The following is a 16,259-nucleotide window of genomic DNA, read 5'->3' as shown; positions in this document are numbered from 1 at the left end:
TTACGTACAGTCAGATATCCTTTGGACAAGCAAAAAGAAGGATAAAGGTGCATAAGATAATAGCACTACCTTATTAGGGTTGAAAAGTTCAAAAGGAGACAATGATGAAAAAAACGTGGCTGTTAGGCTTTGGTTTTTTTAGTATTAGTTTAGGGTGGGCTTTGTATAATGGCTTTGTCCCATTTTTTCTTGATGATTACCTAACTAGTACAGCGTTGATTGGATTTTTAATGACGATAGATAATTATGTTGCGCTCTTTTTACAGCCTTTTATCGGCAACCTCAGTGATCGAACGAATACACGCTATGGGCGTCGAATGCCCTTCTTGATGCTCGGGATCCCTATCTCTGCCATGTTTTACGGCCTTATTCCGTTCCACAATCATTTGCTTACCTTAATCATTTTTATGGTTTGTATGAATTTATCAATGGCCATTTTTCGTTCTCCTACGATTGCGTTAATGCCAGATATTACGGTTGTATCTGACCGAGCGAAGGCCAATGGTATTATTAATTTCATGGGTGGCTGTGGTGCTATTTTAGCCTTTAGCGTTGGTTCTGTCTTATTTCATATCGATGAATCTTTACCGTTTTTATCTGTTTCGGCTGTCTTTTTGGTTACGTTATGGGTGATTTTCATGAATATCAACGAAAAAAGAGACTCAATTTTTGATGGTATTGAATTCTCAACAAAAATTAATTATAAGGAAGAATTAGATCAAACGACTATTTTTTTACTTTGTGCGATCTTCTTCTGGTTTATTGCGATTCAGGGAATGGAGGCTTTGTTTACTTTGTATGGTGTTAAGGGAATGGGAATGTCAGAAAGTGCATCGGCCTTTTCGTTATCATTTTTTTCATTAAGCTTTGTTCTTTCATCCATCCCGTGCGGTCATTTAGGAGCAAAATACGGAATGAAGAAAGTGATCATCGTTGGAATTGTTGGTTTAGTAATGGTATTCCTACTGTTAAATTGGGTGAAAACGGTTATAGCATTACGAGCTATTCTATTGGTTGGGGGCGTGTTTTGGGCCTGCATTAATATTAATGCCTACCCATTTATTGTGACAACAGGAAGTGAACACAGCTTTGGAACCCGAACCGGCTTGTACTATTTAGTGTCATCACTAGCGGCCATTATTTCGCCTCCCACACTTGGACTACTTATTGATTTATTTGGGTTTAACATATTGTTTCTTGCAGCAGCAGGGAGCATGGTGTTTGCATTTGCCTGTATGCTCAAGGTGAAGCCTTTGTCCGAGTCAGTGGAGCAAACCTGATTTTTTTACAGCAGGGATGTTCATTGAAACTAGGTATTTTGTAGACTCTATCCAGTTGGGTAGAGTTTTTTGGATTTATGATTGGAAAAATTTGAAGGGGATGGGCTCTTTTGAAAATATAGATTATGGATCTAATATCCTTAACCATGACGTACGCCATACTGTATAATAAGGGTGAAATACACACCACAAATAATACATAAAATCAGTTATGTATATGTTCTCAATGCGTTCAATACTGCTTACGATACGTCCCTCTACATAGCCCTCTTGTTAATGAATATAAAAAATCCTCCGCATCCAACATCTCACTAATATTGTTTTAAGGAGAGGAAGAGCATGAGGTTAATAGAACTTTATATTCAAGAAGTGACTCGCAGGCTCCCTGTCAAATCTAGAGCAGCTATTGCACTAGAACTACAATCTACTATCAATGGTATGTTACCTGAAAATCATTCTGAAGAGGATATCAAACGAATTCTTGCCAAGTTAGGGAATCCAGCGGTAATGGCTAGTCGTTACTTAAATCGGCCCATGTACTTGATTGGCCCAAGGTATTTCGATGTTTATATCACTTTATTAAAAAAGATTGTGCCAATTGCGATCATCATTACCTTAATCTCTATACTTACTGTACAGATTGTTTCCTCTGAAAAGAATGACACCATATTAAATATAATTCTTGATGTATTCTCACAAGGGATATCGGCGTCACTAACTGCTGTAATCCAGGTGTTTTTCTGGTTAACTTTAGTGTTTGTTATTATTGAACGGACGGATAAAGGGAAAGACCCTATTCCGCTAACAATGAAGTTTAAAGAATGGACTCCTGACGACTTAAAAAATATTCGATATATTGTAAAAGAAAAAAGAATTCCAAAAGCAGAAGTATTTTTTAGTTTCCTATGGATTGCCATATGGGTCAGTTTATACTTTAATGCATCCGCATTGATTGGGGTGTACGAACAAGGGAAGAATGGGGTAGAGTTCATGGTTCAAACGTTTAACCAAGATGTATTAATGAGCTATGCACCTCTAGTAGTGATTGTAAGTATAGCTGAGGTCGCCTTCAACATTCAAAAATGGCTGGCAGAGAAATGGACATTAAAATTAGCGATTGGTAATACATTGGTTCAAGTACTTTCTGTTAGTGCGTTTATGATTATATTGAGCAATTCCAATTTATTTAATAGTGATTTTATTTTCTATTTAAAAGACCTATTTAAGACAACAAAGGATATTGAAATCATGATTACGCGAGGTGCGATGTTTTTTATGACTTTTTTTGCCATGATTGATCTGTTTAACGGTTTTAGAAAGGCAAAAATCTAAACAATGTAAAAAAGGGATCGTTTTGATCCCTTTTTTCAGTGACTATGTTATTTTGTTATGATGATAGGGCCTTCCTTTGTAATAATAATTGTGTGTTCATATTGAGCAACAAAGCTATTTTCTGTCACAAAAGTCCAGCCATCATCTAATTGAAAAACTTCTTCCTCGCTCGTTGAGATAAATGGTTCGAATGCAATGACCATGCCATCTCGAAGCAACTCGCTATCTGATGGATCGTAAAAATTCAAAATGTGATCAGGAGCTTCATGGATTCTTCGTCCAATACCGTGACCAGTCAAATTCGTAATAACAGTTAAACCGTTATTTTGAGCTATCTGATCCACTGCTTTTCCAATTCCATTTTTCTTTGCTCCGGGTTTAATCTTTTTAAGCCCCGCTTCAAATGCTTCTTTTGCTACTTCGCATATTTTTGTTAATATTTCCTTCCCATTACCGACGACAAAGGAAATGCCAGTGTCAGCAAAATACCCATTTTTGGAACCAGAAACATCAATATTGACAAGATCACCTTCTTGAATCACTCGATTTCCTGGAATACCGTGTGCAACCTCTTCATTCACACTGATGCAAGTATAGCCTGGAAAGTCATATTCACCTTTTGGCGCTGAAATTGCCTCATTCTTTTCAAAAAGCTCTCCAGCGAGCTCATCCAGCTCCTTCGTAGTAATACCAGGAGTTGTTTTTTGTACTAATTCATCACGAATCGCAGCAACTATTTTTCCTATTTCCTTTAAACCATTAAAATCTTCTTCTGTTTTTGCAATCATGTTATCCCGCCTATTAAATTTTTTCATTGTTTATTATATGGTATTTGAACCGATAACACGAATTTTTTTATAGGAACAGGGAAAAGGCCTCCAATGGTTCTGAAAGCCCCCACCTCTGTTTGATGATCTAATTAAGATTCGACTGTCTGGTTCGTTTTCTTTCGAGCTCGTAAAAACTTCACTAAATTTAAGACAATGGTTTTAACCACCGCATAGGTAGGTATAGCTAACACCATGCCTAAAACCCCTGCTAAATTTCCAGCAGCTAAGAGAAGGATAATAATCGTTGCCGGATGGGTATCCAAGCTTTTCCCAAGAATAAGTGGTGACAACACATTGCCTTCCACCTGCTGAGCAATGACGATGACAACTAATACTAACAAAGCCTTTGTCGGAGAATCGAATAATGCGACAATGACAGCCGGTGTTCCTCCTAAAATAGGACCGACATAAGGAATGATATTGGTTATAGCTACCACCAAAGCTAAAATAAGAGCATATGGTAAATCGATTATGAGATAGCCAATAAAGGCAAGCGTCCCGACAGAAAGGGCAACGATTACTTGTCCTTGTATATATGCTGACAATGTTTCACCTGTTTCCTTCAACACGACCAATCCTTCATCACGATAGGAGGAGGGAAGGAATCTTGTTAAAGCTTCTGGAAATTTATGACCATCCTTAAACATATAAAACAATAAAAATGGGACCGTTACAAGTATGATGGTGATATTTGCAATAACACCAAATATATTTGAGAGACTTACTGTAATCCTATTTGGCAATGTATTGGCAAAGGCAATCAATTTTTGTTCAATTGTATCGAGAAGATCGCTTTGTTCATCGATTACCCATTGATATTGAGATGAATGTGCCATATCATCAAAAAACTTTAATGTTTTGTCTGCGTAACGAGGAAGGTCGTTCGCAAGAGCTGTAAATTGGTTCGTTATCGCTGGTACCAAATTGCCAATTGCTAAAACAAGGAGACCAGAAAAAGCCAAATAGATGAATAAAATAGCCAATAATTTCGGTACCTTTTTTCGAACAAGAAAACTGACAACAGGATTGAGGAGAAAATAAAGAAAACCCGTGATCAGGATTGGAAAGAACACGGTTGAAAAAAAGATTCCAATCGGTTGGAACAAAAATGAGATTTTAGTTGAAACAAAAATGATGGTTAAAATGAGGAGAATCTGAACTAACCAGTATTGAAGTTTGTTTTTATTTCTCAATGTGTATGTACCTCTTTTTCTTAATGGATACTAACAATTATAGCAAAACTAGGAAATAGAGAACAATAAACAAACAGGATCCTTGAACTATTTGCTCGAGTCAGGATGCATACGTTATGATTTATTTATCTGAATGAAATAAAAGGGGAACAACTGTGCAAATATCTAAGCTGAAACCAGACTTGAACTCAATCCTACATTTTTTTGATGTAAAGCACAATTTCAATACAAGAGTAAATGTTTATTTTACCCACAATAAGCAACAATTGAGGGCGATTATGTTATTTCCGCTGCATAGAAAAGATCATTTTACCCTTGAAAAGGTTGAAGTTTTTCATCATAACCAATGGGCAAATAAAAAAGGTGATCATCAGAAATATGGGATGGCGCTTTCTGACCATTATCTTATTGTCTTGTTAGGAAACTACATCTCTAGCATTGAAATGAATGCACAACAACAATTAGAGTGTAGATTTCGTGATATGGTTTCAAAATTAGCGTCAATGTTAAAAATTGAACTGCAAAATGACTATCCACTTGAATTCGAAGTAAGTCATGATTATTTAAGTATTCTTACGCAATTTGAAGTGAATGGTGAAAGGGTTTCAGGTAGGATTGAAACGAATTATTATTTTCCTCATACAGTGAATGAGAATGAGTTCGTAGAAGAAATCGTAAAGAAAAATACGTCGATCATCATGGGAAAACTAAATCAGCATGAAACAATAGATAGCAACAACCAAATAAATCAAAAGGTATTTGTGACAACAATTCCACTATTAAATCCTGTCAGTGATCAACAGTATCTTCAAAAAACTCTTGAAGTATTTGTTCAGTCTAAAGGGTACTGTCGAAATTGTTCTAGTCTTGTTAGCCGTAAAGGCAATTTGATAAAAATAGATTTATTGGAACTCGATCGTCATATAGATGATCTCCTCCTAATTATTGTTGGAGATACTTTTGAGTGTGAGGGCTGCTTGAGCCAGGTAAAGAAGGACTGTGTGCTAATTAAAGATATACATAAAAACGAGCTATTGGCAGAACGTAAGGTCAAAGATTTAGGGATGCTTGGATTTTTAGCTAATAAAGATGATATAAATCATCTATTAACGGCTGCTGTTGAACATCTTGACTTTTTTCGCCAGCATGAAGAAGCATTTTGGTCTGCATATACTTTTGTAGCGTTAGCAAAATGGACAACATTCTTAAAGGAGTTGACGAGAAAAGAGCTATATCATGCTTTTGATGAATATTTTCCTAAGTTATCTCGAAATGAAACGAAAGAAAGCTTAATCTCGAAAGTAATGGCACTAGATTTAACGGAGGACGAAAAGGGGAGTTTGTGGAGAAAAGCAAATGAGTCAATAATTTATCATTATTTATTTATTACGGTTTTTGGATGGGATATGGCAAAAGAAATTGGCGTGATTGGACAAAATCGGGCCGAGTTTATTTTTCAATATTTACCCGCACCAAACGAGTTAAAACCTTTTTATAAAAAGCATGAACTTTTCTTTGCAAAAAGGTCTGATAAGCAAATATTAGCTGTTCAGGATACGATTGATCTCCAACATCAACAAATCAGACAGCTGCAACAGGAAAATGGAAGGTTAACGCAAAAATTAGGAAATGCCAATGCTCGGATTAACGAGTTAGAGCTAGCTTCCTTTACTGAACCTGTAGCTTCCCGTAATAAAACCGATATTTTAAAAATCCAACAGTTAAAAGGCTTGATAGAAGAATTGAAAAGTGAGCTATCCCAATTTTCGAAATCTGCAGAGGTTGATGATCCTGCTACGGAAATTGTCCTAACAGAAGAAAAAATAGAGCAGGAATCAGACTCAATTGAAACGATTCTGGGTGGTAAACAAATTTTGATTCTAGGTGGTCATCGCGCGAGACATAATCAAGAATGGAACAATGTTAAGATTATTACACATGATGCCAGAAATTTGGATCCGACCTTTTATGAAGCCTTGAAAAATACAAATATTATCGTTGTCTTAATCCGTTTTATATCGCACAGGGCGATGTGGGAGGCAAAGGAATATGCGATTTTGGAAGGGAAGCCAATCTATTTTACAAGCTTTATTAATATTCCGACCATCTTAGCGGAAGTAGCAATGCGAGAAACTTAACAGGTTTGCATTAAAACATACAAAAGACCTAATTCAACGTGTGAATTAGGTCTTTATTATTTAATTTTGCAGGCGTTAGTCAATTCCAGGCAGATCTGGCTCTTCAACTATTGGTTCGGTCCCACCTAAAACCTTTAAAAAGGCTAGCAAATCCTCTTTTTCCGCATCGCTTAGGCCGATTGGGGACATGAAATTCTTCAAATAAAAGCTTTTGTTTCTGTGATCGCCGCCACCTGAATTATAGTAATCTATTACATCTTCAAGCGTTTTAAGGCTGCCATCATGCATGTAGGGGGCAGTATGGGTTATGCCATAAAGACCAGCTGTCCGGAATTTTCCCATATCACCAGCTTTTTTTGTTAATGCATAAAGTCCTTCATCATTAGAATCAAGACCAACATTGTAAAAATTATTATCAGAAAGGTTTGGCCCATTATGGCAGGTTGAACACATAGCTTTCCCAGTGAATAATTCGAGACCTCTTAGCTCTTTATCAGATAACGCCTTCGTATCCCCCTGCATAAATTGGTCAAAAGCGGTGTCCTTTACAACAATTTGTCTTTCAAAGGCAGCAATTGCTTTTGCTAAGTTCTGTTCCGTTACTCCATCTGGAAATGCAGCATTGAATCGTTCAGTATAATCATTAATGCCTTTTAATTCTAGGATTAGCTCGTCCAATTTTTGATTCATTTCATTGGGGTTTTGAATAGGACCTAACGCCTGTTCTTCTAATGAATCAGCACGTCCATCCCAAAAATATGTAGTATAGTAGCCTGCGTTAATGATGGTTGGGCTATTTCTCGTTCCAGGTTCCCCATTGTACTTTTCAAAGGTTTTGCGTCCATCTCCATAACCCTTTGCGGGGTCATGACAAGTTGCACAGCTTCTTTCGTTGTTCCCAGAAAGGCGTGGATCAAAAAAGAGCATTTTCCCTAATTCGACCACATTAGCGGTCATTGGATTATTATCCGGTATTGAAATGGCCTTTAACGGGACTAATGAACCGTTTGCTCGTAGGGTTTCTAGTAGTTTTTTTGGATCAATTTCTTTTTGTGCAGTTTCTTCATTATTTGAACAACCGATCAAGCCTAGCAATATCATAAGGAATGCAAAAAATATAAAACTTTTTCTCATAAAGGTTTTCCCCTTACTATTTCATCCCTTCAAACGATTGAATTTGACACTTACATTATAATTCTTAAATATTATTTAATATAGTTTTTCGATAAGTAAATGGATTGAATAATTAAATTTTTTTCTAATCAAGTTGATTCATGGTATTATCAATAGGTTATTTTGGTGGTTTGAAAATAACAATTTAGATAACATATTTTTGTCTTGCGATAGTAAGGAGCGGTAATGATGAAATATCGGTCAGCTTTTGATATCATCGGTCCGGTGATGATCGGACCTTCAAGCTCTCATACAGCTGGTGCGGCTCGTATAGGACGAGTGGCTCGAACACTTTTTGAAAAGCAGCCATCTAGGGCTGTGATCTCGTTATACGGATCCTTTGCGAAAACTTATCAAGGTCATGGGACAGACTTAGCTCTAGTTGCTGGCCTGTTGGACTTTGATACATTTGATGAAAGAATCCCTCACTCATTGGAAATTGCTGAAATGGTGGGTATGGAAGTAATCATTCGTGCGGAGCAAGCAGTTACTGATCACCCTAATACGGTTAAAATCAATTTGTTTAGTGATGATACCGAGCTTGAAGTGATAGGAATATCAATCGGTGGTGGCACTATAGAAATCATTGAAATTAATTCGTTTAAGCTAAAGTTGTCTGGAGATCCAGCCATCCTCGTAATTCATCAGGATCGCTTTGGAATTATAAGTTCGGTTACAACAGTCTTATCAAACTATGAAATAAATATTGGCCATATGGAGGTTGCACGGAAAGATAAAGGAGAAATGGCGATTATGGTAATCGAGGTCGATCAGAAAATCGATGATGACGTCATTTGCGAATTAAAACAACTTCCAAACGTAACCAAAGTCATACGAATGGTCGAATAGGTGGCGAGTGGATGGGGGACAGTCCCTCGCTGCTTCTCCGTGGTGCAGTAACGGGGGACTGTCCCCCGTTACTGTGCTGCGTTAAAACGGGAATATTTAGTGTGTGTAAACATAGACATCAGGAGGACAAGCCATGTTTCGCAATGTTGCCGAGCTTGTTAAATTAGCAGAAGATAATAAAGTGAAAATAGCCGAAATAATGATCAGGCAGGAAATAGAAATGTCTGGGCAGTCTCGGCAAGAAATTATTTCGAAGATGGATTTAAATTTAACCGTGATGGAAAAAGCAGTCGAACGCGGATTGAACGGGGTAAAATCACGGACAGGTTTAACCGGAGGCGACGCGGTATTGCTACAGAACTACATTAACAGTGGAAAATCTTTATCTGGAACATTGTTATTAGATGCTGTCAGTAAAGCAGTAGCCACAAATGAAGTAAATGCAGCGATGGGTACAGTATGTGCCACTCCAACAGCTGGCTCTGCTGGGGTAGTTCCGGGTACATTATTTGCCGTGAAAGAGCAGTTGAATCCAACTCGGTATGAAATGATAGAGTATTTATTTACAGCAGCAGCTTTCGGTTTTGTCATTGCCAATAATGCATCCATTTCAGGAGCAGCTGGCGGTTGTCAGGCAGAAGTAGGCTCAGCAGCCGGGATGGCTGCAGCTGCCATTGTTGAAATGGCTGGTGGTACTCCTAGTCAGTCTGCAGAAGCTATGGCTATTACCTTAAAGAATATGCTCGGTTTAGTCTGTGACCCTGTTGCCTGGGCTTGTAGAAGTTCCATGTGTAAAAAGAAATGCAATGGGTGCTTCTAATGCGTTGACTGCAGCCGATATGGCTTTAGCCAGAAATTACAAGCCGCATTCCATGCGATGAAGTGATCAGTGCAATGTACGCAATCGGGCAAACGATGCCAGCAAGCCTACGGGAAACAGCGGAAGGTGGACTTGCAGCCACTCCAACCAGGTAAGAAACTTGAATCTGAGATCTTCGGACAACCGAAAGACAGGCTAGTAGATTATCTTGTAGAGATTTAATTGGGTAGAACAGTATGATAATGTTCGGTGATTATTGTCGGGATCTTGCTTTGGAAAAAAGACGTATTCTCGGATAACAGGTTCCGTTAACAATCCCAAACATTAAATATGAAATGCAAAATGACCTTCAAATTGTATCCTAATTTGGAGGTCTGTTTTTGTTGATATAAAAGGATTTCCACTAATATTTCGGGAGAATTTGTAGGGCAATTAGTATATTAAAATGCAGGGGTCCAATAGCGAGTGTACTGCAGCAAAATACACTACAATTTACTTGCAAATTGGGATTAAGTTCAGGCTCTATTGTAACTTAGTATCGACTTGACTTGAAACGAAAAATAAGGGAAGAAAATCCGCTTAAATTGGGAAATGCCCCTATTTCCCGAAAGATAAGGGAAGTTTTTCCCCTTATATGGTCCAAATCCTTGAATTTTGTCCTATTTAAAGCCGTTAAAGGAAAATTCTTCCCTTATATCCACTTATTTAGCCTCCTCTATATACATTAGGGGAAAATTTTACGCTTATGAATTCTCATACCTACACAAAAACCGGTACGTATGAAGGCAGAAATGATTCACAATCCAAAGACTACCATTCAAAACCAACTAGCAAGGGTATAGACCTTGCTAGTTCCAATGATTTTTATTCTCTCTATTTATTAATTGTACTACGTTTTATAGTGCAAAAAGAATTTGATTTTGGTTTGCATTTTGCTGTGTAAATGAGGTATTGCTACAGGAAACGGAACCCGTTAATTTTCGGATACGTCTTTTTTTATAGATGGGGGATCCTATTGTTTAAAGCACTTCGTTCAATTCAATATCCGAATGTACTGCAATCAAGACAACGGCCTTCTCTTCACCGATATTTTTAACAATATGCGGCACACTTGCATTCCAGCTAAACGTATCGCCACTTTCTAAAATAACAGAATCCTCACCTTGTTTGGCAAGAACACGACCTTCTAGCACAAGATGGCACTCAACCCCAGCATGTGCATTTTCCTCACCCATCGATGCTCCAGGTGGAAATTCAACACTCATCATCCGTAAACCACCCATAGATGATATATGTTCAATCTTCAAATTATTATACGATGAGAATGTCCGTTCCTCTTTTCGAACGATACGCATGTGTTCCTTCTTTTCTAATAATAAATAGGGAAGTGGGACATCGAGAAAATTAGCAACGGTTTGTAATGTATTGATTGATGGTGATGTATTGTTGTTTTCGACATTGCTGACAAATCCCTTTGAAAGACCTGTCCCTTCACACATTTGGGCAATCGTGATTTTTTTGCGCTTTCGTATTGCACGAATTTTTGAACCGATATCCAAGTTATTCACCTCAAAATGTTTCCTAATAAAAAACTTAATTTTATATTAGCAAAAATATTATTGACAATCTAGTGGTCTTGTTGTTATTTTATAGAAAACAAAGCTTCGTATTAAGAAACATACGCTTGACTCCAAATTTATAGAAGAACAATCGGTAAAGTAAATAGCATGATACAACGTATACATCCGAAACCTATATATAGACGTTTCGCGAATTTAAATATATTCGACCATAAAAGGAGGATTATAAAATGATTCCATCATACTTTATCGCACACGGAGCACCGCTTCTCGCGATTGAAAAGAATGAATATACCCAATTTCTTAACCAACTAGGCGTCACGAATCCTAAGCCAAAAGCAATCGTCATATTTTCAGCGCATTGGGTTTCAGAAACGCAAGCTGTCAGCGCGGTAAATGAATACGAAACCATTCATGATTTTTATGGTTTTCCAGAAGAAATGTATCGCATACAATACCCAGCAAAAGGAGATAAGCTGAGAGCAAAGGAAATTCAAACAACGCTAGAAGATAATGGAATACCTTTCGTTGTCGATCAAAATCGGGGCCTTGACCATGGAGCATGGGTTGTATTAAGCATGTTGTATCCTGATGCGGACATTCCTGTTGTTTCGATGTCTGTTGCACCAAACTTAACCCCTGCCCAGCAATACAAAATCGGACAATCCCTAGCAAAATTAAGAGAGCAAGACATCCTTATTGTCGCAAGTGGTGGAACAGTTCATAATTTAAGAGCTGTCAGATTCGGTGATGAAGACAAAGTCGATCAATGGGCTCAAGAATTTGAGGGGTGGATACAGGAGCATATAGAAAAATGGGACTTAGAAGCACTTTTTAACTATTCAACCTTAGCGCCACATGCTCAATTTGCCGTACCGCCGAATGGCGCCGAGCACTTTATTCCGATTTTCTATGCGATGGGGGCAGCCGATGATGCAAAATCAGCAAAATTGCTGCACCGAAGCTACCGGTATGGGAATTTAAGTCATAGCGTTTGGCAATTTGGATAATTAGAAAAAATTCCTATCAATAAGGCATAACAGATGAAACAAAATCTTAAGTTCAGCTTTTGTAGGCCATTGAGATAATATGAAAAGACCAAATCGATGATTGATTTGGTCTTTTCTATTATGTAAATTGAGAAGGAAATGTTGTTAGATAAGATTATAGAAAGAGCTAATATATGAAAAATGATAAAGATAACGGTACAATGTAAATGATTACAGAGTTAAGGGGGAACCACCATGAAAAATCAACTGCAACCGAATGAATATGCTCCATATTATCAACCATACATTAGCCTTGTACCTGAAGGGGACATTATTCAAATTCTTGAAGAACAGATTAATGAAACAACAGCTCTTCTACAAGGACTGAGCGATGAACAGGCTTTGCTTCGGTATGCGGCAGGAAAATGGAGTGTCAAGGAAGTAATAGGTCATATCGCTGATACAGAGCGAATTATGAGCTTCAGACTTCTCTCAGTTGCTCGTGGCGAAACGGCTGCACTTCCGGGATATGATGATAACCTGTATGTCGAAAATGGAAAATTTGAAAGACAATCTGTTATCGAATTACTTGAAAATTTTGCAGCGGTTCGCAAATCCACTTTGCATTTGCTGAAAAGTTTGCCAGAAGAAGCATTTTTGCGTCGTGGAAATGCAAATGGATTTGAAGTAAGTGCCAGGGCTATTGCCTTTATCATGGCCGGACATGAGCGGCATCATCGAAAACTTATAGAAGAAAGATATCTTCAATCAGATAATAACCGTTCTAAATAGAATGGATAACACTAAATAATGAATAAAATCTAAAAAGGATGTGCTCATCAGGAAGCTCCGTGATGGTTGATGGAGGGGCAGTAACATCAATTTAAAAGGATAAGGACGTATGGTCGCATCGCATCATTCGTCCTTATCATCTATTCCCTAATCCTTAGTTAGTTTTATGTTTCTACAAGTTTTCCTTCCATGGATTGGGAGCTGTCACACCTGATTATTTTTTGTTAAGGAACTAATAAATGTCTTAACATTTTTTTTGTCTTCCATTATAGGAGTATATACATAAGAAAGTGTACGGTTAAAGGTATAATTTTTTAGTTTAATAATGGAAAGATTTTGGTGCTGAATATCTCTTTGGATTACACTACCCGAAAGGAGCGACAGACCTAAACCGCTGATTAAGGTTTCTTTAATACCTTGATTGCTGCTTATCGTTAACAGGGATTTAACTTTTAAACCGTTTGATCGGATTACATGAGTAAGATATTCACGTGTTCCTGACCCCACTTCCCGTGTTAACCAGGTTTGACCTTGAAGATTCGCTATTGATACTTCATTATTTTTAGCAAGTGGATGTTGGGGAGAAGCAACAACAAATAATTCATCTTGCATAAAAGGGTGGACAGATACTTCTTTATCGTTTGTTTGACCTTCTATTAGTCCAATATCGACTTGATACATTCGGACGAATTGGACGACTTCTTCTGTATTCCCAATCACAACCTCTAGCTCTAGCTCTGGATGGTCTTTCTGCAATTCAATTAGAAATGGAGGTAAGATGTATTCGCCGATTGTAAAGCTGGCCCCGATTTTCAGCTTTCCTTTTAGAGTAGTATGATGCTCTAAAATATCCTGTTTTGTTTGCTCGTAAATCGTGATCATTTGCTTGGCACGTTCATATAATAATTCTCCGATTGGAGTAATCTTTAATGATTTATTTGATCGCTGAAATAATATAGTTTGGAATTCTTTTTCTAAATTTTTTATATGTAAGCTTACACTTGGCTGGGACATGAGAAGAATCTCAGCTGTTTTGGTAAAATTTTTTACCTCGGCTAAGGTCACAAATGTTCGAAGTGCGTCATAGTACAAAAAGATCGGCTCCTTTAATTATTAGGAATATTAATAGTTATAATCATTAATATTTATTTTACTAATGCTTTGCCATGCGGTAAAGTTCAAACTATAATAATATTTGGAAGACAAGGGTGAGAAAGGGAACGATTACGACAAAAATTTGGATAATTTAATTTTATTAAATAATTTTATTTAAAAACCGACTTGAAATATCGGAATAATATAGATAATATTAAATTATCATACTAGCACTCATCATTGGCGAGTTAGCAATTCGTAAGAGAATAAGAAAAGTAATGAAAAATGTAAAATGAAGCACGATAATTTTATAATCCTATGTGAGGTGGATACTGTTGCAATTACAGGTTATGAACAGTCCGTTCAATCAGGAGCAGGCAGAGCTCCTTAATCGCATTCTGCCGACCTTAACAGAATCACAAAAAGTTTGGCTGAGTGGATACTTAGCTGCGTCTGTTAACACGACAGTCCTTGCAGCGCAAGGTACACCAGTTGAACAAGGAGCATCAAAACAAGCTGCTCCAGCCGTTTCTAAAGAAATAACCATCCTATATGGATCACAAACTGGCAATGCTCAGCGTCTTGCAGAGAAAGCTGGAAAAACCCTTTCCGATAAAGGTTTCAAGCCCACTGTTGCATCAATGAGCGATTTTAAGCCGAGTAATTTGAAAAAGGTGAAAAACCTTCTGATTGTCGCTAGCACGCATGGTGAAGGAGAGCCGCCTGATAACGCACTTGCTTTCCATGAATTCTTACATGGAAAAAGAGCACCTAAACTGGAAGATTTACATTTCTCGGTTTTGGCTATTGGTGATAGCTCATATGAATTTTTCTGTCAAACTGGTAAAGAATTTGATGTTCGCCTAGCAGAGCTTGGTGGTACAAGACTTTACCCGCGCTTTGATTGCGATCTTGATTTTGAAGAACCTGCAGCAGAGTGGCTTACTGGAGTCATAAATAGCTTAACTGATGTACAAGATAATGCAGCATCGACTGAAAGTCAAGCATCCGTTCAAGTAACTTCAAGTGAAACAAATGATATCGTTTATTCAAGAAAGAATCCATTTAGAGCAGAAGTATTAGAGAATCTAAACTTAAATGGTCGTGGCTCAAATAAAGAAACTCGCCATCTAGAGCTTTCATTAGAAGGGTCAGGACTTACTTATAAACCTGGAGATAGCTTAGGGGTTTACCCAGAGAACGATCCGGAATTAGTGAATGCACTACTAGACCAGTTAAAATGGAATCCCGAAGAACTTGTTACGATTAATAAAGAAGGTGAATTAGCACCGCTGAAAGATGCGTTAACCCTTCACTTTGAAATTACCGTTTTAACGAGATCACTTCTTGATAAGATTGCCGAGTTAACTGGCAGCGAAGAAATTCGCGCGCTAATAGCCAAGGGGAACGATGAAGTTAAAGCATATGTTAATGGGCGAGACCTACTTGATTTAGTTCAGGAATTTGGCCCATGGGATGTTCCTGCTCAGGATTTTGTAGGTTTGCTTCGAAAGCTGCCACCACGCCTTTATTCGATTTCAAGCAGTATTGCAGCAAATCCTGATGAAGTACACTTAACAATTGGTGCAGTTCGTTTCGAAACAAATGGCCGGGAGCGTAAAGGGGTTTGCTCGATTCTTTGTGCAGAACGTCTGCAGCCTGGCGATACATTACCAATTTTCATCCAATCAAACTCTAATTTTAAGCTTCCTGAAAATCCTGATACGCCTATCATTATGGTCGGACCTGGAACAGGTGTTGCTCCATTCCGTTCCTTTATGCAAGAGCGTGAAGAAACAGGGGCACAAGGTAAATCATGGATGTTCTTTGGTGATCAGCATTTTGTTACTGATTTCCTATATCAAACTGAGTGGCAAAAGTGGATTAAGGACGGCGTGTTAACAAAAATGGATGTAGCTTTTTCTCGGGATAATGCTGAAAAAGTGTATGTTCAACATCGTCTTAAAGAGCATAGCCATGAAGTGTTTGAATGGATTAAAGAAGGTGCCTATATTTACATTTGTGGTGATAAGAACAATATGGCAAAAGATGTTCAAAACACTCTTATCGATATAATTGAAAATGAAGGCGGCATGAGCCGTGACAAAGCAGAGGCATATCTCTCCGATTTGCAAAAACAAAAACGATATCAGCGTGATGTATACTGATTTTTGGACTGAAAGGAGTT

Annotated in this window: 15 protein-coding genes; 10 read left to right on the top strand and 5 right to left on the bottom strand. The window is 37.7% G+C overall.

Features of this window, described 5'->3' with window-relative positions; translation table 11 throughout:
* The first annotated feature begins 104 nt into the window (after nt 1–104).
* Both RGF10_RS15460 and RGF10_RS15455 read left to right on the top strand, forming a co-directional pair.
* The gene (locus RGF10_RS15460) at nt 105–1,280 is read left to right on the top strand and encodes an MFS transporter (protein WP_318509496.1); all 1,176 of its coding nucleotides are present in this window, start codon (nt 105–107) and stop codon (nt 1,278–1,280) included.
* Between the two features lie 339 nt (nt 1,281–1,619).
* Nucleotides 1,620–2,612 (top strand): hypothetical protein, encoded by a 993-nt coding sequence (locus RGF10_RS15455; protein ID WP_318503493.1) that lies wholly within the window; start codon nt 1,620–1,622, stop codon nt 2,610–2,612.
* A 47-nt stretch (nt 2,613–2,659) separates the two neighbouring features.
* On the opposite strand, the gene map is transcribed toward RGF10_RS15455, so the two are convergent.
* Both map and RGF10_RS15445 read right to left on the bottom strand, forming a co-directional pair.
* Entirely contained in the window at nt 2,660–3,400 is a 741-nt protein-coding gene (map, locus tag RGF10_RS15450; RefSeq protein ID WP_318503491.1) for a type I methionyl aminopeptidase, read from the bottom strand.
* A gap of 131 nt (nt 3,401–3,531) precedes the next feature.
* Nucleotides 3,532–4,635, bottom strand: coding sequence for an AI-2E family transporter (locus RGF10_RS15445; RefSeq protein WP_318503489.1), 1,104 nt, complete (start codon nt 4,633–4,635; stop codon nt 3,532–3,534).
* A gap of 155 nt (nt 4,636–4,790) precedes the next feature.
* Between RGF10_RS15445 and RGF10_RS15440 the strand changes: the two genes are divergently transcribed.
* The gene (locus tag RGF10_RS15440) at nt 4,791–6,773 is read left to right on the top strand and encodes a hypothetical protein (RefSeq protein WP_318503487.1); all 1,983 of its coding nucleotides are present in this window, start codon (nt 4,791–4,793) and stop codon (nt 6,771–6,773) included.
* Nucleotides 6,774–6,848: 75 nt separating this feature from the next.
* On the opposite strand, the gene RGF10_RS15435 is transcribed toward RGF10_RS15440, so the two are convergent.
* Nucleotides 6,849–7,907 (bottom strand): cytochrome-c peroxidase, encoded by a 1,059-nt coding sequence (locus RGF10_RS15435; protein ID WP_318503485.1) that lies wholly within the window; start codon nt 7,905–7,907, stop codon nt 6,849–6,851.
* Nucleotides 7,908–8,135: 228 nt separating this feature from the next.
* Between RGF10_RS15435 and sdaAB the strand changes: the two genes are divergently transcribed.
* The 4 genes from sdaAB (at nt 8,136) to RGF10_RS23915 (ending at nt 9,770) form a co-directional block, all read left to right on the top strand.
* A complete protein-coding gene (gene sdaAB, locus RGF10_RS15430; protein ID WP_318509494.1) occupies nt 8,136–8,795 on the top strand; it encodes an L-serine ammonia-lyase, iron-sulfur-dependent subunit beta in 660 nt (219 codons plus the stop codon).
* 133 nt (nt 8,796–8,928) lie between these two features.
* On the top strand, nt 8,929–9,615 hold the full coding sequence (gene sdaAA, locus RGF10_RS15425) for an L-serine ammonia-lyase, iron-sulfur-dependent, subunit alpha (RefSeq protein WP_318503484.1): 687 nt from the start codon (nt 8,929–8,931) through the stop codon (nt 9,613–9,615).
* The gene (locus tag RGF10_RS23920) at nt 9,602–9,676 is read left to right on the top strand and encodes a hypothetical protein (RefSeq protein WP_412176739.1); all 75 of its coding nucleotides are present in this window, start codon (nt 9,602–9,604) and stop codon (nt 9,674–9,676) included. The genes sdaAA and RGF10_RS23920 overlap by 14 nt, the downstream gene beginning before the upstream one ends.
* Nucleotides 9,677–9,689: 13 nt before the next feature.
* Nucleotides 9,690–9,770, top strand: coding sequence for a hypothetical protein (locus tag RGF10_RS23915; protein ID WP_412176738.1), 81 nt, complete (start codon nt 9,690–9,692; stop codon nt 9,768–9,770).
* Between the two features lie 864 nt (nt 9,771–10,634).
* On the opposite strand, the gene RGF10_RS15420 is transcribed toward RGF10_RS23915, so the two are convergent.
* A complete protein-coding gene (locus tag RGF10_RS15420) occupies nt 10,635–11,174 on the bottom strand; it encodes a helix-turn-helix domain-containing protein (RefSeq protein ID WP_318503482.1) in 540 nt (179 codons plus the stop codon).
* A gap of 251 nt (nt 11,175–11,425) precedes the next feature.
* Here RGF10_RS15420 and RGF10_RS15415 point away from each other — a divergent pair, with 251 nt between their 5' ends.
* Together RGF10_RS15415 and RGF10_RS15410 are read left to right on the top strand one after the other, a co-directional pair.
* Nucleotides 11,426–12,205 carry a DODA-type extradiol aromatic ring-opening family dioxygenase gene (locus RGF10_RS15415; RefSeq protein ID WP_318503480.1) on the top strand — a complete coding sequence of 260 codons (780 nt, stop codon included), beginning with the start codon at nt 11,426–11,428 and terminating at the stop codon, nt 12,203–12,205.
* A gap of 234 nt (nt 12,206–12,439) precedes the next feature.
* A complete protein-coding gene (locus RGF10_RS15410) occupies nt 12,440–12,976 on the top strand; it encodes a DinB family protein (RefSeq protein ID WP_318503478.1) in 537 nt (178 codons plus the stop codon).
* 204 nt (nt 12,977–13,180) lie between these two features.
* Here RGF10_RS15410 and RGF10_RS15405 read toward each other — a convergent pair whose 3' ends face one another.
* Nucleotides 13,181–14,068: a LysR family transcriptional regulator gene (locus tag RGF10_RS15405; RefSeq protein WP_318503476.1), complete on the bottom strand. Its 888-nt coding sequence runs from the start codon at nt 14,066–14,068 to the stop codon at nt 13,181–13,183.
* Nucleotides 14,069–14,406: 338 nt separating this feature from the next.
* Here RGF10_RS15405 and RGF10_RS15400 point away from each other — a divergent pair, with 338 nt between their 5' ends.
* Entirely contained in the window at nt 14,407–16,239 is a 1,833-nt protein-coding gene (locus tag RGF10_RS15400; protein WP_318503474.1) for an assimilatory sulfite reductase (NADPH) flavoprotein subunit, read from the top strand.
* The last annotated feature ends 20 nt before the right edge of the window (nt 16,240–16,259 follow it).

The sequence above is a fragment of the Bacillus sp. T3 genome (assembly GCF_033449965.1).
Taxonomy (GTDB): domain Bacteria; phylum Bacillota; class Bacilli; order Bacillales; family Cytobacillaceae; genus Bacillus_BU.
The sequence above is the reverse complement of the archived record's forward strand: the minus strand, read 5'-3'. Positions and strand labels throughout refer to the sequence as shown.